Consider the following 24,327-nt stretch of genomic DNA (forward strand, 5'->3'; position numbering starts at 1 on the left):
GTAAAAATAACAATTATTTACCCGATTAAAAATTTTTTACACATCTTAACAAAATTAAAGTAACCCTCTGCCAACTTTATTTAATGTATTCGCTTCTTGGTACTCCTTAACCAGCTTATCCAAAATACCATTTATGAAGATACTGCTCTTAGGTGTAGAGTATTCCTTGGCAATCTCCAGATACTCGTTAATAGTTACTTTTACAGGGATGGACGGAAACTCCTTAAGCTCACAAATGGCCATCTGTAATAACACAAAATCGATATTAGCGATACGGTCTGCATCCCAGTTTTTGGTCCTTTGTTCAATCTCTTTATTAAGTTTAGAGGTATTTAAGATTGTTTTTCTGAATAAATCGACAGCAAATTGCTTATCGTCCAAATCCTTGTATAATCTAGGTGTAAAATAACCTTCCGAAACGGTGGGCTTCACTTTCCTAAGTAATTTTAAAATGGTAGTATTAACTGTTGGAAGGTCATCCAACCAAGTTAAGTGTTTGTCTTCAATATAATCATAGAGTTTATCGTTAGGTGCAATAACATCCTTAAAAATATCGATTATAAATTCTTTATCTTCCTTAAAGTTAGAGGTTCGGGATTGCATATAAGTAGCATAGAGATCACTTGCTATAACAGCCTTAAAAATTACATCTACATACTCATCATCCAACTGCCAATTATTTATCTTATGGGCTTCAAGTTGTTCCTGCAATTGCTTATTGCCCCTTAAAAGGTGCAATAATTCATTATTCACAAACTTACGGTTTGGATTTTTATCCTCTTGGGTTGCTAAGTGTTTATTTTGCTTTTTTTGTAAGTCAGTTTCTGCTCTTTTTTGAACTTCTATTAGTAGTGATAACAGTAACAGATAGAGGTTGTACATATTATCAATACTAAACAAAAGGAACTTTTGGGGTTTTGATAAATCGTCGCTTGCACTACCACTAAATGCATATATGGATTGCATTACTTTTACACGAATATGTCTTCTGTTGAGCATAATTACAAAGAGCCTTTAAATAAAAATATGTTATACTAATAATCTTATTTTCGGTACAAAAATAATACTATTTTAAAAAACCCAGTTCAAAATAGTATATTAATTACATCTACTTAAAATGCTGTATCTTTGCTTTCTTATTTTTTGAAATAAAATTAGATTTGTTCATTTTAAATGAAAGCACTCCAACATTTAAATAAATACTTTTATAAGTATAAAACCTACCTAACTATTGGCGTTATTATTACTATTGTTGCCAGGATATTTTTGCTTTACACCCCTCGCTATGTAAAAAAGATATTTGTTGTAGTTGAAAAGGGGTTAGAGGGTTCGATTAACAAAGAGGTTTTTAAATCCGAGTTAATTGAAGCTGTTTTATATATTGTAGGTGCTGCTTTAATTGGTGGTATTCTTACCTTCTTCATGCGCCAAACCATAATAAATGTTTCCAGATATATTGAGTACGACTTAAAAAATGAAGTATACAGCCAATACCAAAAATTATCTTTAAACTTTTACAAAAAAAACAGGACAGGCGATTTAATGAATCGAATAAGCGAAGATGTAGGTAGAGTACGTATGTATGTAGGACCAGCTTTAATGTATAGTATTAATACGGTTACACTCTTTGTTATTGTAATTATTTATATGGTAAATGCATCTCCTAAACTTACATTGTACACCATACTGCCTTTACCCATTTTATCGGTTATAATTTATAAATTGAGTAAAGAAATTCATCATCGAAGTACTGTTGTTCAAGAATATCTCTCAAAGCTATCTACCTATACCCAAGAATCGTTCAGTGGTATCTCTGTTATTAAAGCCTATGGCATTGAACCTTTAACCAATAAAAATTTCAATGAGCTAGCTTTGGAAAGTAAGGAAAAACAGATAAGCCTTACCCGTGTACAGGCTTGGTTCTTTCCTATGATGATTCTGCTAATTGGTGCCAGCAACCTACTTGTTATATATATTGGTGGTATGCAGTATATAAATGGGGAAATTGAAAGCCTAGGTACTATTGCAGAGTTTATCATTTATGTAAATATGCTTACATGGCCAGTGGCTACCGTAGGTTGGGTAACATCTATCGTACAACAGGCAGAAGCTTCCCAAAAACGTATTAATGAATTCTTAAAACTTGAACCTGAAATTAAGAACAAGGAGGAAAATCCAACAGAAATTGATGGTGATATTGTGTTTAGCAATGTCTCTTTCGTTTATGATGATACCAATATTCAAGCTTTAAATAACATTAGTTTCACAATAAAAAAAGGTGAAACCTTGGCCATATTGGGCAAAACTGGTTCTGGAAAATCAACCATATTAGATTTAATAGGTAGGTTATATGATATCAATGCTGGCTCCATTACCATTAATAACACCCCCATAGACCAACTCAACCTGAATAATTTGCGTAATAGTATTGGTTATGTTCCACAGGATGCCTTTTTATTTTCAGATAGTATTAAGAATAATATTAAATTTGGAAATGAGGATGCCACCGACGATGATGTTGTTCTAGCAGCCAAAAAAGCTTATGTGCATAAAAACATCGCCAACTTCAAAAACGGATACAATACTGTTTTGGGAGAGCGTGGCATTACACTTTCAGGCGGACAAAAGCAACGGGTATCTATAGCACGAGCAATAATTAAATCACCCAAAATTTTGTTGTTTGATGATTGTCTTTCTGCGGTCGACACCGAAACTGAAGAAAAAATACTCAAAAACCTGAATAAAATTTCTTCCAATAAAACAACGGTTATTGTTAGCCACAGAGTGTCTTCAGTCAAAAATGCAGATAAAATTATTGTTTTGGATAATGGTAAGATTATACAGGAAGGCAAACATGAAAGCTTGATAAACACAGAAGGTTACTACAAGCACCTCTACTTAAAGCAACTAAGCGAGAACGAGGCAAATAAGTCTTAAGCACCCAATATTGCTAATTTAACCTGCTTCCTCTCTTAATAGAAATACAATAAAAACCAAGATTCTAAAAAGAAAAATTAAAAATTGTTGGTTAGTTTCGGTTTTTTTTAGATTTTTGGTGATTATAACCATAATAGTTATCAATTTTAAACAAACAAGAATAATAAATGATATGATGGAGAAAGAGGAAATTTTTTCAAAAGTTTTACGAGCAGGAAGACGCACCTATTTTTTTGATGTACGTGCAACAAAAGCAGACGATTATTATTTAACCATAACTGAAAGCAAAAAGTTTACTAACGACGACGGGTCTTTTCACTACAAAAAGCACAAAATTTATATTTACAAGGAAGACTTCGCTGAGTTTAAGGATATCTTAAGCGAAATGACCGATTACATTATAAATGAAAAGGGTGATGAGGTCATTAGCGAACGTCATCAAAAAGACTTTAAGAAAGAATATAATAATTCAGAAAACGGTGAAGCAATAACAGAAGACGCAGTTAAATCTACCGAAAGTTTCACTGATATTGATTTTGAGGACATTTAAAATCTAACTAATTTTTCAACTAAACTAAACTCAATTGAAAACCACTAAATATATTCTATTTAGTGGTTTTTTTATGCCTTTACTCGAACCAAAATAATTATTAAAGAAATTGCCAAAAAACCTGTTGCCACACCCCAGTTAAAAGCTAAAAATAATGCAATATAAACTATAAGAAGCCATAGCGGCACGAGTGTTATTGCCAAAGCAAACCTAAAAGTCGACACAAACTCCACCTCATCTATTTTAGGTTCTACGGCAAACTTCCAAATACCATAAGGCGCAAATAAAAGAGCAACAAACAAGACTTTAAATACCTTGCTTAAGAATCTCGGTGGCAATTTCTTTTTGAACTGACAATTTGAAAAATTACTAGCCATACAATCATTAACAGCTACTGGATTTAAAAAATCTGCACCAAGGGATTCCAATCGACTTAAAGTAGCATTATAATCCTTAGAAGGTATATGGGTTGTTAATTTTGAAATTTCAGTATGAACTCTAGTTTTTAACTGATTTACGGCTTCATTTTTATCGTCCAACAAAAAATCCTTAGCAGCTATTGCTTTGCCAAAAATAACAGTAACTCTATCAGGAAAGGTATCTGCTTTTTCAAAATTTAAACCTATAGGAATGAGTTGTAAATCGGTATCAGGATATTTTTCCAAAGTTTCAAAAACAATACGGGTAAACCCTTTACTTAAGGGACGTACGGTTCTTATAATATTATGGCTTCCTTCAGGAAAAATAGCAACTGCCTTGCCTTGTTGTAACAATAATGAGCAAGTATTAAAAATGGAATTGTTTTGTGTTAATGTATTCCACCCATCCCTAATACGGTAAACAGGCAACATTCTAAACGTGTGCAGCAGTTTACTTACCAATGGTTTTTTAAAGACCGCTGCACGCGTTAAAAAATATGAAAATCGACCACTCCTTGTGGCTATGAGCAAAGCATCAATTAAGGCATTTTGATGATTAGCCAAGAACAGTACCGGTTTATACTTTGGCACATTACTGTATTTAACAATCCTAATTTCTTTAAAGTAGAAGAACAGCCCTATCCTTAAATAAGCACGTATAGTATGTAACCATAATTTTCCCAAAACACTTCCCAAACCACTAAGTTTTGTTAGACCAATAAGACGCCAATATCAAGCCTGAAATAATATGCCAGACACCCCAAAAGGCAGCCAAAATGGCCATGCCCCCCAATCCGTCAAAAAAAGTAAAAATAAGCAATAAGCCCAATCCAGAATTTTGGATACCGGTCTCAATAGTTATTGTTTTTCTATTTTTAAATGACAATTTAAATAAATAGGCTACCATAAAACCTAAAAGTAATGCCACCATATTATGAAATACGGTCAAGGTAAATACCCTATGTATATATGCATTAAAAACATCTATATTTTTAGTAAAAGCCAAAATCACTATAACACCAAACACCATAATGGAAAAAGGCTTTAATAATTTTGATACCCTTATGGCCACAAATTCATTCTTATAGCGAAAAATCATTCCCAATACTAATGGAATTCCAAGAATTAAAACCACAAGCTTAAAGAGTTCAAAAAAATCAATTTCCACGGTCTTTAATAGGTGGGCCGTGGGTTGATAAAAACTACCGTAAAACTGGAAATTTAATGGAGTCATAAATACTGCCAAAAAAGTAGCTAAAGCCGTTAAGCTTACAGATAAAGCTGTATTTCCTTTGGCTAAGTGTGTCATAAAATTAGATATATTACCTCCGGGACAGGCAGCCACCATAAACATCCCCAAAGCTATACTGGGTTGGGGTTTTATTGAAAGTACTAAAACAAAAGTGATCAATGGTAGTAAAAAAAATTGCGACAAAACCCCTACCAGGAGTATCCTTGGTGCTTGTAGCAGCTGCTTAAAATCATCAACTGTAATACCCAGTGCAACACCAAACATAACTACTGCGAGTGCTATATTTAACACCCATAAACCTGTACCGTCGAAATTAATTTTTACTTGATCTATTTCCAACATAGTTTAAGCCACAATGCTTCCATTTTTAACTTTATGCTCTGGATTAAGCAATATAACATCCTTTTCCATTACCGCACCAAGTACTAAACAATCACTCATAAAATTAGCAATTTGTTTTACAGGGAAATTTACAACGGCTACTATTTGTCTATTCAATAAATCTTCCTTAGCATATAATGTAGTGATTTGGGCAGAGGACTTTTTTATACCTAAATCTCCAAAATCAATGGTGAGTTGATAGGCCGGTTGACGTGCTTCTGGGAATTCATTGACTTCAATGATGGTCCCCACACGTAAATCTACTTTGGTGAATTCTTCAAAAGTTAAAGTGTTACCCATGTTTTAAAAATACAAATTATTCCTAACTTTGAATAAAAGTTAAGCTCCATGGCCCGAACCCCATCAAACATGCTTCCCTTAAAAACAAAAGCTCCCGATTTTTTGCTCATAGATACTATTACCGATTCCGTTTTAGGTTTAAATGACCTGAAGGGAGACAAAGGGACTGTTATCATGTTTATCTGTAACCATTGCCCATTTGTAATCCATGTTAATAAGGCATTGGTTGCCGTTGCCAATGATTATAAAAAAAATGGAATTGGTTTTATAGCCATATCCAGTAACGATGTAGACAACTACCCACAGGACAGTCCTGAAAACATGAAAATTCATGCTGAAAGAGAAGGTTACCCGTTCCCGTATTTATATGATGAGAGTCAAGAAGTTGCTAAATCATACAATGCTGCTTGTACGCCCGATTTGTATCTGTTTAATAACGAATTAAAATTAATTTATAGAGGACAACTGGATGGTTCAAGACCTGGAAATGGCATTCCTGCCACAGGAGAAGATTTAAGACATGCTTTAGACTGCCTACTTAATAACAAAGCTAACAACAGACAACAAAAACCAAGTATAGGCTGTAATATCAAGTGGAAGATTAACTAAACTGTAACTGCCAAATGCCAATGGTTTGCCAACTGTTAAATTTAAAACCTACATCCTTTAATTCGGCTACTTTTTGAAATCCAAACTTTTCATGTAGTTTAATACTCGCATCGTTTGGTATGGTGAGTACCCCTAAAACCGTATGGTAGTTTTCTTGTTTTAGGAGCTTCAACAGTTCGGTATATAATTGAGTCCCTATTTGTTTGCCATGAGCATCAAACTTAACATATACGGTAGATTCTACAACATAATCGTAAGCAGGTTTTGGTCTAAATCGACTACCATAAGCATAGCCCAAAATGGTATTGTTTTCCTCAAACACAATGAAAGGATAGACTTTATTTATAACATTCAATTTCTTTACAAAGGCTTCTAAAGTTAGAGGCTCTATATCGAAAGTTACGGCAGTATTAATAACATAATAGTTATAAATCTCCAATAAGGCTTGGGCATCATCAATATGTACTGACCTAATCATTTAAATCCAACCATTTTGTTTTAATGCGTTTTCAATATGGGCGTAATGATGGTTACAATGCCATGCATAAATACCAACATTTAGCTTTAGTGGGACTTCGCTATTACTTTCTGGATGAATAAAACGTCTCTTCCAATCTGTTTCATTCAACCCCTTTAACAAATACACCAACTTATAGTGTACTGCTTTTAAATGCTCTAAAGACATCGCTATAGGTGCTGTTTTGGTATCGTGCAATTCTGCCCAAAGTGCTTCGTTATATGGTTTAATAATAGGTTTATTCTCTGTCAATGCCCATTTAAAACGAATATAACTATGATGATGGCTATCAGAAACATGATGTACCACCTGACGAATAGTCCAGCCACCTGGTCTATAAGTCGTATCCAATTGCTCTTTGTTCAAAAACTTAACCAATGCCTCTAATCGCAAAGGAAAGCGCTCTAAAGTTTCAATCCATTCATTTAATAACTCAGAAGTAATATGCTCTGGAGCTTTAAATATACCAATGGGATATCTTAGTTGTTGAAGTTCTTCGTATGTCATATATAAATATAAAAAAAGCACTCTAAATTTGGAGTGCTTTTAATTCATATTTTGAATCAATTATTCAAAAACTAATTCGTTGATTATTTCACGTTCATCAACTCAACATCAAAAATCAAAGTCGCATTTGGAGGAATTACACCCCCAGCACCAGCACTTCCGTAAGCTAAATGACTAGGAATTACAAAACGTGCCTTATCCCCTACTTTAAGCAACCCAATACCTTCATCCCAACCTGGAATAACCTGCCCAACACCTAAAGCAAAATCAATAGGTTGGTTACGTTTATATGACGAATCGAATACCGTACCATCTGCCAACTGCCCTTTATAATGAACAGAAACCGTTTTACCCTTTTCAGCTTTTGTGCCGTCTCCTTTTTGAATGATTTGGTAACGTAAACCACTATTGGTTTTATCAAAACCAGCAGCTAATTTTTCCAATTCAGCCTCTGCCTTAGCCTTTTCCTCAGCCAGTCGTTTTTCCCTAGCACCTTCAAAAGTCCTGAATGCTTCAACAGCATTAAACCCTTCTGCTTCTGTACCAACACGTACTATTTCCAAAGTCTCAATAACATCCCCTTGTGCAATGGCATCAACAACATCCTGACCCGATTGTACTTTACCAAAAACAGTGTGGTTATTATCCAACCAAGGCGTTTCAACATGTGTTATAAAAAACTGACTGCCATTAGTGCCAGGTCCCGCATTGGCCATAGACAACACCCCTGGACCATCATGCTTTAAATCTGGATGAAACTCATCATCAAATTTATACCCTGGATTTCCCGTTCCTGTACCTTGGGGACAGCCCCCTTGGATCATAAAGTCTGGTATAACCCTGTGGAATTGTAACCCATCATAATATGGTTTTCCTTGTGGTTTGACCGAGTTCTCTAAGTTACCTTCAGCCAAAGCCACAAAATTACCAACCGTTCCCGGAGTTTTTTTGTATTCTAAGGCAACAAGTATTTCTCCTTTTGTTGTATTGAATTTTGCGTATAATCCGTCTTGCATTATATTCTGTTTTTAAATGAGCCGCAAAGATAGACATTGCATCCCTATCTATAAAATCAATCTCCAAAAGTTTACCTTAGCATCTTTACTAGCAAAAGCTTTATTACATTTATTTTGATATATTTAGGTTTCAATTAATCCTTTTAAAGACCGAGATGCAATTACTTTTAAATTCTTTTAAAGTTTACCTGATTTTCACCCTACTTTCAAGCTATAGCTTTGCTCCTCAAAAAAAAGATCATAAAAAAAGACCAAACATTGTATTTATAATGTCAGATGATCATGCCTACCAAGCCATTAGTGCCTATAACGACAACCTCATCAAAACTCCAAATATAGATCGTCTTGCCAACGAGGGTATGCTATTTACCAATGCCTCGGTTACCAACTCTATTTGTGCGCCATCAAGAGCCGTTATTCTCACAGGTAAACATGCGCACATAAATGGTAAAATAGATAATTTATCTCCTTTTGACACCACTAATATTACATTTCCCCAGTTATTTAAAGAAGCGGGATACCAAACTGCTATGTTTGGTAAACTGCATTTTGGTAATAATCCTAAAGGATTAGATGAATTTAAAATACTACCGGGTCAAGGCGATTATTACAACCCAAAATTTATAACTTCAACAGGTGATACCATTATTAATGGTTATGTGACCGACATCATCACCGATCTCACTTTAGATTGGATGGAAAAGCGCAGGGACACTACAAAACCTTTCTTGTTGATGTATTTGCACAAAGCTCCTCATAGAAGTTGGCTTCCGGCAAATAGGCATTACAAAACGTATACCAAAAAAACATTCCCACTCCCTTCAACCTTATTTGATGAATACAATACGAGGGATGCAGCTTCAAAAACTGCTGAAATGAATATTTTAAGGCACATGCACCTTGGGTATGACAATAAATTAACCCCAGAAACTATAAACGAATTGAATATTGCGTATACAGGATTGCACAATCGTGCCATCGATCGTATGAATAACATTCAAAAAGCAAGTTGGGATTCCGTATACAAACCTATAAATGAAAATTTTAAAGCCCAATATCAAACTATGAATGATTCAACTCTAATGGTTTGGAAATACCAACGCTATATGCAGGATTACTTAGGTTGTATAGCTGCTGTTGATGATAATGTAGGCAGGTTATTAAATTATTTAGATGACAAAAATTTAAGCCATAATACTGTTGTTGTGTACACTTCCGATCAAGGATTTTATCTAGGAGAGCACGGTTGGTTCGATAAGCGCTTTATGTATAATGAATCGTTTAAAACACCTCTACTTATTAAATGGCCAAACAAAATTACCCCTGGCACTACAGAAGATGAAATGGTACAAAACCTAGACTTTGCCCAAACCTTTTTAGAAATAGCGGGGATTGAAGCTCCAAAAGATATGCAAGGCAAAAGCTTGGTGCCATTGTTAAAGGGAGAAAAAGAAGTCTGGGACAGAGATGCGGTTTATTACCATTATTATGAATACCCAGCAGAACATGCCGTAAAACGCCATTACGGCATCGCTACAAAGCAATACAAATTGATACATTATTATTACGATGTAGATGCCTGGGAACTATACGATAGGAAAAAGGATCCAAACGAAATGAACAATGTTTATATTGATGAAAACTATGCTGAAATAGCCACCAAACTTAAAGATAAACTAAACGATTTAAGAAGCTTATATAAGGACTCCGATAGTTTAAACAACCACTATATTCAAATATATAAGGATAAAGGTCATATCAAATAAAAGAGAAGGAACACTTCTTACTTACTTTGAACTTCCAACTTTAGTTGGCCACTTCACTTATAAATTTAATACGGTATAGTCGTAGTTCTTCATCGTCATAATCGCCTTCAAATTCGTCAATGGCAGCGTCTATACTGTCGGTATCAGATTCCATAAAATAGTCATGGATTTCCTCTTGCTGGTCTTCATCTAAAATATCATCAATCCAATAGCTTATATTCAATTTAGTTCCTGAATACACGATAGCTTCCATTTCCTTTATAAAGTCTTCCATACTCATACCCTTAGAAGAGGCAATATCATCAAGCGGTAGTTTTCTGTCTATATTTTGGATAATGTAAAGTTTATTGGCCGAGTTACTCCCTGTAGATTTCACTACAAGATCATCGGGTCTAATAATATCATTTTCCTCAACGTATTGTGCAATCATGGTAACAAAATCCCTACCGTACTTTTTAGCTTTTCCATCACCAACACCATGCACATTACTCAATTCGGCTATGGTAGTTGGATATTTTAAGGCCATATCTTCCAATGATGGATCCTGAAAAATAACAAATGGTGGCACACCTAACTTCTTAGCATTCTTTTTACGAAGATCCTTAAGCATTCCCATCAAAATCTCGTCTGCAACAGCTCCACCTCCTTTAGAAGCCGTTATGATACTGCCATCTTCCTGCTCCCCTTCATAAACATGGTCTTCGGTCATCATAAAAGATACAGGCTTGGCTATAAAATCCCTACCTTCAGTGGACAACCTTATTACGCCATAAGTCTCTATATCTTTTTTGAGAAAACCAGCTACCAAAAGCTGTCTTAACAAAGCCATCCAATACTTTTTATCTTTTTCATTTCCAGAACCAAAAAATGGTTGCTCATTGGTTTTATGGGAATTGATTAAGGCATTTTCTTTACCTACAATTACCATTACCAAATCCTTGGCCTTGTATTTCTCATTAGTACTTTTAACAGTTTCCAACAATAACTTTACATCGTCCTTGGCTTCATGCTTCTTTTTGGGATGTCTAACATTGTCATCCATATCACCACCTTCACCTGTTTCATTATCAAACTCTTCTCCAAAATAGTGAAGTATAAATTTTCTTCTCGAAATTGAAGTTTCAGCAAAAGCCACAACTTCCTGCAATAATGCATGACCTATTTCCTGTTCTGCAACAGGTTTACCAGACATGAATTTTTCCAGTTTTTCTATGTCTTTATAAGCATAAAATGCCAAACAATGACCTTCGCCTCCATCACGGCCTGCACGCCCAGTTTCCTGATAATAACTTTCTATGCTTTTTGGAATATCGTGATGAATCACAAACCGAACATCTGGTTTATCGATACCCATACCAAAGGCGATGGTTGCAACCACCACATCTACATCTTCCATAAGAAACATATCTTGATAATTCGATCTGGACTTGGCATCCAACCCGGCATGATATGGTACGGCTTTAATACCATTTACCTGTAGTACCTGTGCCAATTCTTCAACACGTTTCCTGCTTAAGCAATACACTATCCCCGACTTGCCTTGATTTTGTTTTATAAAACGTATAATATCAACATCAACCTGCTTGGTTTTTGGCCGTATCTCATAATACAAATTGGGACGGTTAAATGAAGCTTTGAAAACAGTTGCAGATTGAATACCCAAATTCTTTAAAATATCTTCTTGAACTTTGGGCGTAGCCGTCGCAGTTAATGCTATTATTGGAATATTATTTCCTATTCTGGCAATAATTTGCCTTAGATTTCTGTATTCAGGTCTAAAATCGTGACCCCATTCACTTATACAGTGTGCTTCATCTATGGCCATGAATGATATTTTTACAGAACGTAAAAAATCTACATTTTCATCCTTGGTCAACGACTCTGGTGCAACATAGAGTAATTTGGTAACACCTTTTACAATATCTCCCTTTACACGCTTAACTTCTGTTTTATTGAGCGACGAATTCAACACATGTGCAATACCTTCTTCATTGGACACTCCTCTAATGGCATCAACCTGATTTTTCATTAAGGCTATCAAAGGCGACACCACTATAGCCGTTCCCTCTTGCATTAAAGCCGGTAATTGATAACATAGGGATTTTCCACCCCCGGTAGGCATAATTACAAAAGTGTTATTTCCCGATAAAATGTTTTCAACAACACCTTCTTGCAGTCCTTTGAATTTAGTAAATCCAAAATACTTTTTTAACGCAGCATGCAATTCACTTTTTGCTATTAACATGAATCATAAAAAATTTATACGCACATACTAAAATACACTAAACTTTAAAAAAGCAATACGAAATTTAGTAATATTATTTAGAGACCCCTCAATGATTTTTTCGTTAGTTTTGTAACGAAATTTTCAAATCGAATTAGTTTTAATTCGATTATTAACTTAAAGATAACAAAATCTTTAAAAGCATCAACAAAAAATAAATAAATTTTGAGCCAAAAAGATTCTATAATTACTACGGCAAAACATACTATTGAAATGGAAAGCGAAGCCATTTCAAACCTGTCAAACCTGGTTAATGACGATTTTGCTAGTGCTGTCACTCTTATATACCAATCTAAAGGAAGGGTTATTATAACGGGCATTGGAAAAAGTGCTATAATAGCCAATAAAATTGTAGCAACTTTAAACTCAACAGGCACTCCTGCTATATTCATGCATGCTGCCGATGCGATTCATGGCGATTTGGGTTTGATTTTAGAGGATGATGTTGTCATCTGTATTTCAAAAAGCGGAAACACCCCTGAAATAAAAGTTTTGGTACCCCTCATTAAAAGTGCCAAAAACAAAATGATTGCCATAACGGGCAACGCCGATTCCTTTTTAGGGCAACAGGCCAATTATGTACTAAACGCCTATGTAGAAAAAGAAGCATGCCCAAACAACCTTGCTCCTACTACAAGTACCACGGCACAATTGGTAATAGGAGATGCTCTTGCTGTATGTCTATTAGAGTTACGCGGATTTTCAAGCAGGGATTTTGCAAAATACCATCCAGGTGGTGCTTTAGGAAAAAAATTGTATTTAAGAGTACAGGATATTTCTTCTGTTAACCAAAAACCAAAAGTTTTAAGCAGTACCAATATCAAGGATGTAATTGTTGAAATTACAGAAAAAATGCTTGGTGTTACTGCTGTAGTTGAACAAGACAAAATTATAGGCATCATTACCGATGGCGATTTAAGACGCATGCTTTCCAAGGCAGATGATTTTTCGCAACTAACCGCCAAAGACATTATGAGTAATAATCCAAAGCGGATAGTGGCAGATGCTATGGCGATAGATGCCAAAAAAATCATGGAAAGCAATGGGATTTCACAACTTTTGGTGGAAGAGCAAGGTAAATATGCAGGTGTCATCCATTTACATGACTTAATTAAAGAAGGCATTATATAATGGCAAAGCAAAAAAAGAATATTAATGAGATGTCCTTCCTAGACCATCTTGAGGATTTACGCTGGCATTTAATAAGGATTGTTGTAGCTATAGTTATTGTTGCATCACTGGCCTTTATGCTCAGTCGTTTTATTTTTGATAATATTATCTTTGCCCCATTAGATATGGGGTTTCCTACCTATGATCTGTTATGTCGAGCAGCTAATTATATTAATGTGGACACCACTTTCTGCGCTGAAAAAATTCCTATGATCATACAAAACCGCACCATGGCCGGACAATTTTCAGCAGATATCTGGACTGCAATTTTAGCTGGGTTCGTTATTTCGTTTCCTTATGTGATTTATCAGCTTTGGAAATTCATTAGCCCTGGTCTACACGAAAATGAGCGCAAACACTCTAGAGGGTTTATTATTATTTCATCACTATTGTTTTTTATTGGAGTATTGTTTGGATATTATATTATAACACCACTATCCATAAATTTCCTAGCCAACTATAGCGTATCTTCAGTAGTTGACAATCAAATAGACATAAGCTCGTATATTGCATTAGTACGTTCTTCCGCCTTAGCATCAGGATTAATTTTTGAATTACCTATAATTATCTACTTTCTAACCAAAATAGGACTGGTAACTCCTGAAATTTTGAAAAAATACCGAAAATATGCCTTGGTTATTGTGCTAATTCTTTCTGCTATTATAACCCCTCCCGATATTGCAAGTCAAGTTATTGTAGCCATTCCTATCTTAATTTTGTACCAAGTGAGCATTTACATTTCTAAGATAGTGGTTAAGAACCAACGTAAAAAAGAAAAACAACATGTCTGATATCGTAAAGGAATTTGACGATTATCGCTCTAAGATGAACGATAAAATCCTAGCGGATAACAATAAAATAATCAAGCGTATTTTTAATTTAGACACTAACGCTTACACCAAAGGCGCTTTAGACGTAAAAACCAAAGAGCTATTGGGTTTAGTTGCTTCTGCAGTATTACGTTGCGACGATTGTGTAAAGTACCATTTAGAAACCAGCTATAAACTTGGCCTAACAAAGGAAGAAGTGGTTGAAGCCTTAAGCATAGCAACTTTGGTTGGTGGCACTATTGTAATTCCTCATTTACGACGCGCCTACGAATTTTGGGATGCCTTGGAGTCCCAAAATAAATAACTGCTTATATCTGTTAAATATTTCCCATGAATAACAGTGGCTCTTTGAAATTAAGTTCACGATATCGCGTTAAACCTATTATAAATTCTATTACGGTATATCTGATTTTACTATTTTAGCACTCAAGCAAACAGTCTATGATTTTAAGAGCCGAAAATTTAATGAAGTCCTATAGCGGACGAAAAGTAGTTAAGGATGTTTCTTTGGAAGTCAAACAAGGTGAAATTGTTGGACTTCTAGGCCCTAATGGAGCAGGTAAAACCACATGCTTCTATATGATTGTAGGCCTGATAAAACCCAACGGAGGCCATATTTTCCTAGACCATACCGAAATCACCAAATACCCTATGTACAAGCGGGCACAAAATGGCATTGGTTATTTGGCACAGGAAGCCTCGGTCTTTAGAAAGTTGAGCATAGAAGATAATATTTTAAGCGTTTTACAGCTCACCAAATTGAGTAAAAAGGAACAGCACCTTAAAATGGAATCCCTTATTGAAGAATTTGGATTAAGCCATATTCGTAAAAACAGGGGTGATTTATTGTCCGGTGGGGAGCGTCGTCGTACCGAAATTGCACGTGCTTTGGCTACCGACCCTAATTTTATTTTACTAGATGAACCTTTTGCCGGTGTAGACCCAGTGGCGGTAGAAGACATACAACGTATTGTGGCGCAACTTACCAAAAAGAATATTGGCATTTTAATTACCGACCATAACGTACAGGAAACCCTGGCCATAACAGATAGAACCTACCTAATGTTTGAAGGAAGCATTCTTAAAGCTGGAGTACCCGAAGAATTGGCTAACGACGAAATGGTTCGTAAAGTCTACTTAGGCCAGAACTTTGAGCTTCGTAAAAAGAAAATCAGGGATTAGGTTTTAATTACAGTTCGATATTTATGGCAGCCCGAATTGTGTTAGGCACTTAACTCTTACTTTTCAATCATTAAACCAATAATAAAACCCTGTCATTCCTGCGCAGGCAGGAATCCATAACTACCTCTCATTAAAGCAATAGCTTTGCTAATCTATATTTGTATTATTTTTCTTATTTTTAATATTAATTGTCATTGAATCTACTGTTAACTTTAACATTAATGTATAAAACCATTCATCAATATTACCTTTATATTTTAACCAACAAAAGAAACGGCACATTATATATTGGAGTAACAAACGATCTAGAAAGACGGATGTTCGAACACAAAAATAAACTTGTTGAAGGTTTCACTAAAAAATACGGTTTAAATAGGTTAATGTATTATGAGACTTATCAATATGTAAACGATGCCATAAAGAGAGAAAAGAACATGAAGAAATGGAAACGAAAATGGAAAATCAATTTGATCGAAAAAGAAAACCCTAATTGGAAAGACCTTTCCAAAGATTGGACTTACTTATGTTAGTATTGGATTCCTGCCTTCGCAGGAATGACAAATAGTGACTATTTCGAGTTGCGTGAAAAGAAAATACGGGAGTAGTATTAGCTTTGCTCTTAATAAAAATGCTGTTAATTCTTTTAAAGCAGTCTTCTAATGGCTTTTAGAGCTTTTACCACTAAAAGTGCAGTGATCCCAACCAACAACCCCAATAAAAAGTCCCTTAATAAGCCTGGAATACTTTCTAAAAAGTGATGTAAAAAAGTAATATTATGAACAAAAATACCTCCAGCGACTAATAATAAGGCCATAGTACCAATTACAGAAAGCCCCTTAATTACCCATGGTAATGCATTTATTAAAAAAAATCCAACAGCTTTTAAAATATTCTTTTTATTGGCATTGACCTCAACCAACCTATATCCAAGGTCATCCATCCTAACTATTAGGGCAACAATTCCATAAACTCCCACAGTAGCTATTAATGCTACAATTGTCACCACTAAAACCTGAAAAAATATTGGTTTTCCTAATACTGTCCCTAGCGCTATAATTATAATTTCAACGGACAAAATAAAATCGGTAAAAATTGCCGATTTTATCTTCTTCTTCTCTATTTCCAAAATAGTTTTTTCACCGTCACTAGGCTTGATCTCAGTATCCTTTTCATGATGGTGAGGTATAAAATACCCATATATTTTTTCTGCTCCTTCGAACGCTAAATAAACACCTCCCAAAACCAAAATCAAGGTTACCGCCCATGGTACAAAAGCACTTAATAAAAAAGCAATAGGCAAAATGATAAGTTTATTAAGCATTGATCCTTTTGTAATCGCCCATAATACAGGCAATTCTCTTGAAGATATAAAACCCGTTGCCTTTTCAGCATTGACCGCTAAGTCATCTCCTAAAATACCAGCCGTTTTTTTTGTGGTAATTTTACTCATTACGACAACATCATCCATTAATGTAGCGATATCATCCAATAATGCAAAAAATCCAGATGCCATGAAACTTTTATTAAGATTTGGAAGTTAAATTATCTAAAACAGACATAATTATATACAATAAAGTAAGCAAGGGAATAGCTGCAAACTGTAACACAATAAGCAACACAATACAAAGCAAGACAAAAATATAACGGGTGGCATTCTCTTTAAAACCAAAGGTCTTAAATTTTAACGCAAACAATTTTATGCCGGAATTTAACAGATAGCAACTAAGCAAAGTCATTGCAATTAAAAACCATTTGTTTAGTATAATAGCGTTTAGAATGTCATTGTTTTGAAATTCCATAATAAGTGGCAAAGACAAAATAAGCACAGCATTAGCCGGTGTTGGTAAGCCTTTAAAATAAGTTTGTTGCTCCGTATCAATATTAAAGTTAGCCAATCGGTAGGCTGAAGCCAATGTTATGAATAAACCCAGAAGAGGCAATAAAGAATATTCAAGTCCGTTCCAGGATATAACAGTATCCCAACTACCACACGAACTATCAAAAGTTACCTCTCCTAATGTTAACTCCAACAACTTATACATCACTATCCCTGGCACTAAACCACTGGTAATTAAATCGGCCAAAGAATCCAGTTGTAGTCCCAATTCACTTTGCACCTTTAATTTTCTAGCTAGCAAGCCATCAAAAAAATCAAAAAAAACACCTAAGAAGACAAAAAAAGCTGCTGTAACAAAATTGCTGTTAACGGCATAAATAACACCTATACAACCACAAAATAAGTTTAAAAGTGTTAAGGCATTGGGGATATGTCGTTTCATATTTACGGTTTTACATTCAAGGTTTCAAGTTTTTGGTGACACGCCAAGGTATCAAGCCATAGCAACTTAAGACAATATGTAAAAATAACAAACAAAAGTTGACCAATCCAAGCTAAAAACAATATCTCTTCCAAATTCAAGTTTATAGATTGTAAATAATGTGCATATTTGTAAAAATTTTGTGATTGAAAGTTTACTTAACTACTATTCTTTGTATCCTAACACTGTTTGTAAGTGGTCAAACCACAAGAAAATATTCAAATGAGTTTATGAATATTGGGGTGGATGCTGCCGCATTGGGAATGAGCAGTGCAGTGACCTCCCACACAGCCGATGTTAATTCAGGCTATTGGAACCCGGCAGGTTTATTGGCGCTAGAAGATAACCAACTAGCCTTGATGCATTCCAGTTATTTTGCCAATATTGCCAATTACGATTATGCTGCCTATGCCATGCCATTGGACAACAGGAGTGCAGTTGCCGTATCCTTAATAAGATTTGCCGTAGATGATATATTAAACACTACACAACTTATAGACGAACAAGGCAATATAAATTACGATCGCATAAGTTTGTTTTCTACCGCCGATTATGGGTTGACTTTTTCTTATGCAAGGGCATTACCCGTTGAGGGTCTTAATTATGGTGTAAATGCCAAAGTCATTCGTCGAATTATTGGTGATTTTGCCTCTTCATGGGGCTTTGGGTTAGATTTTGGTATTCAGTTTAAAACGAAAAACGATTGGAAATTTGGGGTTATGGCTCGCGACATTACCACCACATTCAATGCCTGGGCGATTGATGAGGGTGAATTTGAAACCATTAGGGATGCCATTGAAGGGCAAAATCAGGAACTTCCTGAAACTACCGAAATAACCATTCCAAAATTGCAGCTAGGTGTATCTAAACTTGTTACATTCAATTACGATTACACCTTGTTAACAGCAGTTAACCTAAATATGCGTTTTGAAGAAAACAACGATATCATTTCTTCATCGTTTGCAAGTATAAATCCTGCATTGGGGTTTGAGTTTGGTTATATAGATATGGTTTATTTACGGGCTGGCATGGGTAATTTTCAAAATGAACTACAAATAGACAACACCCAACAACTTACCTTCCAGCCTAGTTTTGGCGTAGGGTTTAAATATAACGGTATTCAAATAGACTATGCCTTTACCGATATTGGCGATCAAAGTGTTGCGCTCTATTCGAACGTGTTTTCCTTAAAACTCGATTTTAGTATCTTTAGATAATTTCTTTTTTCAATGTACAAAAAACTACTTTTCTTAATTGCCTTACTACTTACCACGCATCATGTAAAAGGACAGCAAAGAACATTATCCTCAGAAGCAGAAATAAGTGTACTCACTGTTGGCCCTGGCATATCTTTAAACGATGCTTTTGGTCATAGTGCTTTTAGGATAAGAGATTATGTTAAAGGAATTGATTTCGTTTTTAATTATGGGGTTTATGATTTTAAAACGCCTAATTTTTACCTCAAGTTTGCTCAAGGAAAACTTAATTATTTAATAGGATTTGATTACTACGAAGATTTTTATGAAAGTTATGTGTCCCAAAACAGGACCATAAAAGAACAGATATTACATCTATCGCAAATCGAAAAACAACAATTGTTCGATTACTTAATAAACAATTATAAACCAGAGAACAGAGCCTATCTCTATGATTTCTTTTACGACAATTGTGCCACAAAAATGCGTGATGTCCTGCAGAAGGTAACAAACAATAACATTAAGTTCAACACCCCAGAACATTTTAAGGCCAAAACATTTAGAACACTTATACACGACAACCTTAACTTGAATTCTTGGGGCGCAGTAGGTATCGATATGGCTTTGGGATCGGTTATAGATAGACAAGCAACACCTTATCAACACATGTTCCTGCCCGAAAACATCTATCTCTTTTTTAAGGAAGCCACCTTTAAAACAAAACCCAATCAAACATTGGTAAAACAAAGTAAAGTCTTGTTCCAAAAGATGGAACAAGACCAAAAAACAAACTTTTTTACCAGTCCGTTATTTATTTTTGGGCTTATTGGTTTTTTTATTCTGTTTTTAACGTACAAGGACTATAAAAATAAAAAGCACACCATTTGGTTAGATGCTTTATTGTTTAGTACAACTGGACTTATTGGTGTTTTTATTCTATTATTATGGTTTGCAACAGACCACACCGGTACGCACCAAAATTACAATCTGCTTTGGGCTTTTGCACTTAATTTGTTTGTGGTTCCCCAGATTTTAAAAGAGCAAGCCTCTAAATGGTTTCCAAAATATATTAAGCTTTTAATCATATTACTATGCCTCTTAACCTTACATTGGATTATTGGCGTACAAATATTTGCCGTTACATTAATTCCTTTTTTGGTCGCTTTATTAGTCCGATATGTGTTTTTGGTTAACTGTTATAGGGTTTAAGGTTTATGGTTTGATCAAACTGAGACTGTAAACTGCAAACTGAGACTGCGACTCCCGTCATCGGTCATCGGTCCTCTGCCCTTACTGTTCTCGCCAAGACACAAAGACACAAAGTTTTTTACATATTGACACTGCAAACTGAGACTGCCAACTACCTACTAAAAAACTACTGCCCCCTAAAAAAAATAACGGTACTAATAGTTTTCATTAAAATATTAAAATCAAGAAAAAAACTGCGATGTTTTATGTAATACAGATCGTGCTGTAATTTAAGCAAGCTATCATCTACCGAGGAACCATAACGTGTTTTTACCTGCGCCCAGCCCGTAAGCCCTGGTCTTATAATATGTCGGGTTTCATAAAAGGGTAGTAATTGTGACAATTCACGAACAAAGTGCGGACGCTCTGGCCTGGGGCCAATCAAACTCATATCCCCTCTTAAAATATTAATAAACTGTGGAAATTCGTCCAATCTCGTGTTTCGTAAAAATTTACCAAAAGTTGTAATTCTGGAATCGTTTTTTTTAGCCCATACCGCGCCATTATCTTCAGCATTTTTAATCATGGTTCTAAACTTTATCATCCTAAATACATCTCCGTTTTTCCCTATACGATCCTGAACATAAAACAAGGGCCCTTTATTACTTATAAGGTTTCCTAAAAAAATGAATGGTATCAGTAAAATGCCAATTAAAACACCTACAACAGCAATTAAAACATCCATTAACCGTCTAAAAAATAGATACAACTTATTTTGGTTACTTCTACTAAACGGGAAATATTTATAAAAATCCTTACCTACAAATTGTACTGGAACCCTATGGGTCATTTCCTCGTAAACTTGGGTATACTCTTTTATTGAAAAACCGGTTTCCAAAAGGTTGATAAGGGTATGGTATATGTCTTGGGTTATATTTTCCGAATTATAGGTGGCCACAACTATTTCCTTGATATTATGCTCCTTGATCACTTTATGTATCTCATTGGAATTGAATTGTGGAATGCCTAAAAAACGTAAGCCTTCTTTTTGTTCTACTTCACAATTTATAAAACCAATAATCTTATAATTGGGATCGGCCTCATTAAAAGCATTAATAATCGACTCAATATTAGACACTTCACCCACCAGCAGTACTTTTTTATAAAATCGTGGCGAAACAATAAACGTGATATACATAAAACGCCAAAGAAGCAAAGCCACTAAAATTGAAAAGTAAAAGTAGACGATTTGCAATCTGTTATCTGGTAAAAACGGTGTATAAAACGGCGTTAATAAATAAAATAAAACGGTTAAGGATACTGTTAGTACAATATTAGAAGCCACCAATTCCAATTTACTGGATTTTTGCAAATCGTAAAGTTCGAAAACAGTTCCAAACACCGAAATATACAAGATGAGCACCAAAACCCAGGTCCAGTTTTCCTTAGTAAAACTAAAGTAATCAAAGTCAAAAAGGTAACCCACCAAATAAAGTACCCCTAACACAAATACCAAATCGAAAATTCGAAGCAGTACCTTACGCTCAGATATATTAAAATGAATACTTTGGTTGGGCATGTTAATAAAGATATGATAGCAATATGTAAATATACTATGTTAAAACGACAAGACCATGTTTATTCTAAAATACTAATCCACTGCGATTTTATTTCACGCCAATCGAAAGACTCAGCCTTATAACGTGCATTTTCTACCATTTGGTTAAGCGCTTTTGGGTTGGCCATCAAATACATAATCGCGTCAACAAACTCGTGTTCATTCTCTGAATCAACAAGAATTCCATCTTTACCATGGGTAATTAAATAGGGCATTCCACCTACATTAGTTGAAACAACCGGAAGCCCTAAGGCCATGGCTTCAACAACGCTAACCGGCATATTATCATAATGGGTGGTATTAATAAACACATTATAATCCTTTGAAAAGGCAATCCACTCCGGTTTACTCAACTTACCTGTAAACTTTACCGAAACCTGTAGTGCTTCAGCTAACCGTTTCGCAGCTTCTAAACTACCATCACCACTATCGGGCCCAACCATACAGAGTGTGGCCTTTACACCTTTATCAGTTAACCCCTGCAATACCCTTACAGCCAGTTCGGGATTATAAATTTTTGAGAAGGATCGTACCCAAATTAAATTTGCTCCATCCATAGGTCTTTGCCTAAAGGGGTATTCATCAATTTTAATCGTATTGGGGATATATTCAAGGTTTGAATAACCATACCTTTTAAAGCTGTCTTTTATAAAAACCGATGGGGCTATGTTTACAAAAGCATGTTTAAATATTAATCGGCTTAAAAAGGGATTGGTTCTTAGCCTTGACTCCAAGTTACCACCATGCAATATAGGTATGTAGCTTAACTTTAAGAACCTACATAATTGCGATACAAAAAAAGCATACCAAAAGTTTAAGGTGCTATAAGTATCAATAAGCACATAGTTGGCATGTTTTTTATTTACCACACATATTTTTAACATATCCCATAATCTCACAAATTTATTGGTTTTTGAAGACGCATAGCTCACAGAATAGCCTTCCTGTTCGAGCAATGGGCCCAACTGCCCCATACTTGTTAGATTGCGGCCATGCCTTACCAAATTATTGCCAATATACACTAGTGATATCATACCGTTAAAGGTACGAGAAAATATATCTCTTCTAAAAGCTAAAAGCTAAAGATTCTTTTCATGTCATCCAGAAGGCGACCGAGCGTTAAAAATTTATCCAGTGGATATATTTAGCGAAGAGCTAGCAGGCGGATAGAAAGACGACCCACTAAAGAATCTATAACAGCTTCCTTTAAGATTCTTCACTGCGCTGCACTTGTTCTGAATGACAGAGCCTAAATCGCAGGACCTTTGTCATGCAGAGTGTTACGCAGTGGCACGAAGCATTATTTTTTTAGACTAAGCACAAATTAGATTCTTCACTCTATTACTCTACGCTCTGAATAGCATAGAGATAGTTTACTACATTCCCAAACCTGGAATCGGAGTCATTATAAATACAAAACAACAACTACCTGTCGTAAACCAATTCATTTTTATAATCGTCTAGGGGGAAAAGGTAATAATAACTCTTTTGGATAAGGTACAGCCAAAAATGGATCACAAAAACAGGACATAAAGCTTTAAACCTATCTAAATAAACATCGTAAGTCTTACTATGGTAATTACAAATTAAAAAAGGGGCCCGGTCCCGTTGCAAATAATAAAAATTTATAAGGTCCACATCAGGTGGGTTGGTCTCTAAAAACGATTTAAATGTTATGGGCTTCTTCTGTTTATTACATTCAAACAATTCCATTACAGATAAGGGCACTAGGTTCCCTTCCAAATAAAACATGAGGGTTTTAGACACATCTATCAACACCCATTTTTGTAAGGATTCCGAATAAAACTCATTAAAGGCATGCCCTCCAAATTCTGAATTAAAAGGAAAGGATGTAATGCCCCATTCACGTACTTTTATATCATTAACCACACAAAAATTATTGAATATTTGCGCCATATCGCTACAGACTCCTCCTTCACCAGCCAACATTTTTTCCAATGCTTTTTCAGACGATAGGCTAAGCCCCCGCCCTCCTTTAATATTAACACGCAGCCAACGCGCCAATGCCAGGGCTTTATCAAAGTCATTAAATTTGCTTTTCCCCTTTAAAGCCAATACATTGACCACAGCGAAACTTTTAGGAATCGCATGCTTTGCATTAATGGTATTATAACAATAATTATCCAATTCTCCTGTGCTAACATTTTTGGATAAAAGTTTGAATCTTACATAATACAAGAAAGGATGCCTTTTAAAAATCCATTTTATTTTTTTTCTTATATGTAGCATATAAAGCATCGGTAACCATGCTAAAGTTAGAAAAACA

The 24,327-nt window shown here is 35.1% G+C and carries 24 protein-coding genes; 11 read left to right on the top strand and 13 right to left on the bottom strand.

The window, feature by feature from the left end; genetic code table 11:
- Window positions 1-54 precede the first annotated feature (54 nt).
- Window positions 55-999, bottom strand: a complete 945-nt coding sequence (nusB, locus tag K7G79_RS03555; protein WP_223549211.1) for a transcription antitermination factor NusB — start codon at window positions 997-999, stop codon at window positions 55-57.
- 174 nt (window positions 1,000-1,173) lie between these two features.
- Between nusB and K7G79_RS03560 the strand changes: the two genes are divergently transcribed.
- Together K7G79_RS03560 and K7G79_RS03565 are read left to right on the top strand one after the other, a co-directional pair.
- Complete coding sequence (locus tag K7G79_RS03560) at window positions 1,174-2,937, top strand: ABC transporter ATP-binding protein (RefSeq protein ID WP_223549213.1); 1,764 nt, start codon at window positions 1,174-1,176, stop codon at window positions 2,935-2,937.
- Window positions 2,938-3,109: 172 nt separating this feature from the next.
- The gene (locus K7G79_RS03565; protein ID WP_223549215.1) at window positions 3,110-3,487 is read left to right on the top strand and encodes a PUR family DNA/RNA-binding protein; all 378 of its coding nucleotides are present in this window, start codon (window positions 3,110-3,112) and stop codon (window positions 3,485-3,487) included.
- Between the two features lie 71 nt (window positions 3,488-3,558).
- Here the strand turns inward: K7G79_RS03565 and K7G79_RS03570 are convergent, their stop codons facing one another.
- Genes K7G79_RS03570 through K7G79_RS03580 form a run of 3 tightly spaced genes read right to left on the bottom strand, consistent with a single transcriptional unit; the run spans window position 3,559 to window position 5,839 of the window.
- Window positions 3,559-4,602, bottom strand: coding sequence for a lysophospholipid acyltransferase family protein (locus K7G79_RS03570; protein WP_223549217.1), 1,044 nt, complete (start codon window positions 4,600-4,602; stop codon window positions 3,559-3,561).
- 4 nt (window positions 4,603-4,606) lie between these two features.
- On the bottom strand, window positions 4,607-5,500 hold the full coding sequence (locus K7G79_RS03575) for a bile acid:sodium symporter family protein (RefSeq protein ID WP_223549219.1): 894 nt from the start codon (window positions 5,498-5,500) through the stop codon (window positions 4,607-4,609).
- A gap of 3 nt (window positions 5,501-5,503) precedes the next feature.
- Window positions 5,504-5,839: a tRNA-binding protein gene (locus tag K7G79_RS03580; protein WP_223549221.1), complete on the bottom strand. Its 336-nt coding sequence runs from the start codon at window positions 5,837-5,839 to the stop codon at window positions 5,504-5,506.
- A 48-nt stretch (window positions 5,840-5,887) separates the two neighbouring features.
- Between K7G79_RS03580 and K7G79_RS03585 the strand changes: the two genes are divergently transcribed.
- Entirely contained in the window at window positions 5,888-6,448 is a 561-nt protein-coding gene (locus K7G79_RS03585) for a thioredoxin family protein (protein ID WP_223549223.1), read from the top strand.
- Here K7G79_RS03585 and K7G79_RS03590 read toward each other — a convergent pair.
- From K7G79_RS03590 to K7G79_RS03600, 3 genes are all read right to left on the bottom strand, one after another.
- Entirely contained in the window at window positions 6,441-6,926 is a 486-nt protein-coding gene (locus K7G79_RS03590) for a GNAT family N-acetyltransferase (protein WP_223549225.1), read from the bottom strand. The genes K7G79_RS03585 and K7G79_RS03590 overlap by 8 nt on opposite strands.
- Complete coding sequence (locus K7G79_RS03595) at window positions 6,927-7,472, bottom strand: YfiT family bacillithiol transferase (RefSeq protein WP_223549227.1); 546 nt, start codon at window positions 7,470-7,472, stop codon at window positions 6,927-6,929.
- Between the two features lie 83 nt (window positions 7,473-7,555).
- Entirely contained in the window at window positions 7,556-8,488 is a 933-nt protein-coding gene (locus tag K7G79_RS03600) for a peptidylprolyl isomerase (protein WP_223549229.1), read from the bottom strand.
- 269 nt (window positions 8,489-8,757) lie between these two features.
- Here K7G79_RS03600 and K7G79_RS03605 point away from each other — a divergent pair, with 269 nt between their 5' ends.
- Window positions 8,758-10,254, top strand: coding sequence for a sulfatase (locus tag K7G79_RS03605; protein WP_370634189.1), 1,497 nt, complete (start codon window positions 8,758-8,760; stop codon window positions 10,252-10,254).
- Window positions 10,255-10,294: 40 nt separating this feature from the next.
- On the opposite strand, the gene K7G79_RS03610 is transcribed toward K7G79_RS03605, so the two are convergent.
- Window positions 10,295-12,499, bottom strand: a complete 2,205-nt coding sequence (locus K7G79_RS03610) for an ATP-dependent DNA helicase RecQ (protein ID WP_223549233.1) — start codon at window positions 12,497-12,499, stop codon at window positions 10,295-10,297.
- Between the two features lie 252 nt (window positions 12,500-12,751).
- Here K7G79_RS03610 and K7G79_RS03615 point away from each other — a divergent pair, with 252 nt between their 5' ends.
- The 5 genes from K7G79_RS03615 (at window position 12,752) to K7G79_RS03635 (ending at window position 16,250) form a co-directional block, all read left to right on the top strand.
- The gene (locus tag K7G79_RS03615) at window positions 12,752-13,669 is read left to right on the top strand and encodes an SIS domain-containing protein (protein ID WP_370634191.1); all 918 of its coding nucleotides are present in this window, start codon (window positions 12,752-12,754) and stop codon (window positions 13,667-13,669) included.
- Window positions 13,669-14,499: a twin-arginine translocase subunit TatC gene (tatC, locus tag K7G79_RS03620; RefSeq protein WP_223549236.1), complete on the top strand. Its 831-nt coding sequence runs from the start codon at window positions 13,669-13,671 to the stop codon at window positions 14,497-14,499. Before K7G79_RS03615 ends, tatC begins: the two co-directional genes overlap by 1 nt.
- A complete protein-coding gene (locus tag K7G79_RS03625) occupies window positions 14,492-14,842 on the top strand; it encodes a carboxymuconolactone decarboxylase family protein (protein ID WP_223549238.1) in 351 nt (116 codons plus the stop codon). Before tatC ends, K7G79_RS03625 begins: the two co-directional genes overlap by 8 nt.
- 137 nt (window positions 14,843-14,979) lie before the next feature.
- Window positions 14,980-15,720 (top strand): LPS export ABC transporter ATP-binding protein, encoded by a 741-nt coding sequence (gene lptB / locus K7G79_RS03630; RefSeq protein WP_223549240.1) that lies wholly within the window; start codon window positions 14,980-14,982, stop codon window positions 15,718-15,720.
- Between the two features lie 221 nt (window positions 15,721-15,941).
- Window positions 15,942-16,250 carry a GIY-YIG nuclease family protein gene (locus tag K7G79_RS03635; RefSeq protein ID WP_223549241.1) on the top strand — a complete coding sequence of 103 codons (309 nt, stop codon included), beginning with the start codon at window positions 15,942-15,944 and terminating at the stop codon, window positions 16,248-16,250.
- Between the two features lie 113 nt (window positions 16,251-16,363).
- On the opposite strand, the gene K7G79_RS03640 is transcribed toward K7G79_RS03635, so the two are convergent.
- Window positions 16,364-17,233 (bottom strand): DUF808 domain-containing protein, encoded by an 870-nt coding sequence (locus tag K7G79_RS03640; protein WP_223549243.1) that lies wholly within the window; start codon window positions 17,231-17,233, stop codon window positions 16,364-16,366.
- A 10-nt stretch (window positions 17,234-17,243) separates the two neighbouring features.
- Window positions 17,244-17,999, bottom strand: a complete 756-nt coding sequence (locus K7G79_RS03645) for a phosphatidylcholine/phosphatidylserine synthase (RefSeq protein ID WP_223549246.1) — start codon at window positions 17,997-17,999, stop codon at window positions 17,244-17,246.
- Between the two features lie 185 nt (window positions 18,000-18,184).
- Between K7G79_RS03645 and K7G79_RS03650 the strand changes: the two genes are divergently transcribed.
- A complete protein-coding gene (locus K7G79_RS03650) occupies window positions 18,185-19,255 on the top strand; it encodes a PorV/PorQ family protein (RefSeq protein WP_223549248.1) in 1,071 nt (356 codons plus the stop codon).
- 12 nt (window positions 19,256-19,267) lie between these two features.
- Window positions 19,268-20,443, top strand: a complete 1,176-nt coding sequence (locus K7G79_RS03655; protein WP_223549250.1) for a DUF4105 domain-containing protein — start codon at window positions 19,268-19,270, stop codon at window positions 20,441-20,443.
- 166 nt (window positions 20,444-20,609) lie between these two features.
- Here K7G79_RS03655 and K7G79_RS03660 read toward each other — a convergent pair whose 3' ends face one another.
- The 3 genes from K7G79_RS03660 to K7G79_RS03670 form a co-directional block, all read right to left on the bottom strand.
- The gene (locus K7G79_RS03660; protein ID WP_223549252.1) at window positions 20,610-22,001 is read right to left on the bottom strand and encodes a sugar transferase; all 1,392 of its coding nucleotides are present in this window, start codon (window positions 21,999-22,001) and stop codon (window positions 20,610-20,612) included.
- 59 nt (window positions 22,002-22,060) lie between these two features.
- Complete coding sequence (locus tag K7G79_RS03665) at window positions 22,061-23,074, bottom strand: glycosyltransferase family 4 protein (protein WP_223549254.1); 1,014 nt, start codon at window positions 23,072-23,074, stop codon at window positions 22,061-22,063.
- A 391-nt stretch (window positions 23,075-23,465) separates the two neighbouring features.
- On the bottom strand, window positions 23,466-24,290 hold the full coding sequence (locus K7G79_RS03670) for a transglutaminase-like domain-containing protein (RefSeq protein WP_223549256.1): 825 nt from the start codon (window positions 24,288-24,290) through the stop codon (window positions 23,466-23,468).
- Window positions 24,291-24,327: the final 37 nt, after the last annotated feature.

Origin of the sequence: Aestuariivivens sp. NBU2969 (genome assembly GCF_019931125.1) — a bacterium.
Classification (GTDB): Bacteria; Bacteroidota; Bacteroidia; order Flavobacteriales; family Flavobacteriaceae; genus Aestuariivivens; species Aestuariivivens marinum.

What these genes read in the sequence shown, in the direction of transcription:
- K7G79_RS03610 (WP_223549233.1), bottom strand. Translation starts at nt 12,499, where the DNA reads ATGTTAATAGCAAAAAGTGAATTGCATGCTGCGTTAAAAAAGTATTTT.
- K7G79_RS03670 (WP_223549256.1), bottom strand. Translation starts at nt 24,290, where the DNA reads ATGCTACATATAAGAAAAAAAATAAAATGGATTTTTAAAAGGCATCCT.
- K7G79_RS03625 (WP_223549238.1), top strand. Translation starts at nt 14,492, where the DNA reads ATGTCTGATATCGTAAAGGAATTTGACGATTATCGCTCTAAGATGAAC.
- K7G79_RS03575 (WP_223549219.1), bottom strand. Translation starts at nt 5,500, where the DNA reads ATGTTGGAAATAGATCAAGTAAAAATTAATTTCGACGGTACAGGTTTA.
- K7G79_RS03655 (WP_223549250.1), top strand. Translation starts at nt 19,268, where the DNA reads ATGTACAAAAAACTACTTTTCTTAATTGCCTTACTACTTACCACGCAT.
- K7G79_RS03635 (WP_223549241.1), top strand. Translation starts at nt 15,942, where the DNA reads ATGTATAAAACCATTCATCAATATTACCTTTATATTTTAACCAACAAA.
- lptB (WP_223549240.1), top strand. Translation starts at nt 14,980, where the DNA reads ATGATTTTAAGAGCCGAAAATTTAATGAAGTCCTATAGCGGACGAAAA.
- K7G79_RS03590 (WP_223549225.1), bottom strand. Translation starts at nt 6,926, where the DNA reads ATGATTAGGTCAGTACATATTGATGATGCCCAAGCCTTATTGGAGATT.
- K7G79_RS03565 (WP_223549215.1), top strand. Translation starts at nt 3,110, where the DNA reads ATGATGGAGAAAGAGGAAATTTTTTCAAAAGTTTTACGAGCAGGAAGA.
- K7G79_RS03645 (WP_223549246.1), bottom strand. Translation starts at nt 17,999, where the DNA reads ATGAAACGACATATCCCCAATGCCTTAACACTTTTAAACTTATTTTGT.
- K7G79_RS03615 (WP_370634191.1), top strand. Translation starts at nt 12,752, where the DNA reads ATGGAAAGCGAAGCCATTTCAAACCTGTCAAACCTGGTTAATGACGAT.
- K7G79_RS03660 (WP_223549252.1), bottom strand. Translation starts at nt 22,001, where the DNA reads ATGCCCAACCAAAGTATTCATTTTAATATATCTGAGCGTAAGGTACTG.
- K7G79_RS03595 (WP_223549227.1), bottom strand. Translation starts at nt 7,472, where the DNA reads ATGACATACGAAGAACTTCAACAACTAAGATATCCCATTGGTATATTT.
- K7G79_RS03585 (WP_223549223.1), top strand. Translation starts at nt 5,888, where the DNA reads ATGGCCCGAACCCCATCAAACATGCTTCCCTTAAAAACAAAAGCTCCC.
- K7G79_RS03580 (WP_223549221.1), bottom strand. Translation starts at nt 5,839, where the DNA reads ATGGGTAACACTTTAACTTTTGAAGAATTCACCAAAGTAGATTTACGT.
- K7G79_RS03665 (WP_223549254.1), bottom strand. Translation starts at nt 23,074, where the DNA reads ATGATATCACTAGTGTATATTGGCAATAATTTGGTAAGGCATGGCCGC.
- tatC (WP_223549236.1), top strand. Translation starts at nt 13,669, where the DNA reads ATGGCAAAGCAAAAAAAGAATATTAATGAGATGTCCTTCCTAGACCAT.
- K7G79_RS03600 (WP_223549229.1), bottom strand. Translation starts at nt 8,488, where the DNA reads ATGCAAGACGGATTATACGCAAAATTCAATACAACAAAAGGAGAAATA.
- nusB (WP_223549211.1), bottom strand. Translation starts at nt 999, where the DNA reads ATGCTCAACAGAAGACATATTCGTGTAAAAGTAATGCAATCCATATAT.
- K7G79_RS03560 (WP_223549213.1), top strand. Translation starts at nt 1,174, where the DNA reads ATGAAAGCACTCCAACATTTAAATAAATACTTTTATAAGTATAAAACC.
- K7G79_RS03640 (WP_223549243.1), bottom strand. Translation starts at nt 17,233, where the DNA reads ATGGCATCTGGATTTTTTGCATTATTGGATGATATCGCTACATTAATG.
- K7G79_RS03605 (WP_370634189.1), top strand. Translation starts at nt 8,758, where the DNA reads ATGTCAGATGATCATGCCTACCAAGCCATTAGTGCCTATAACGACAAC.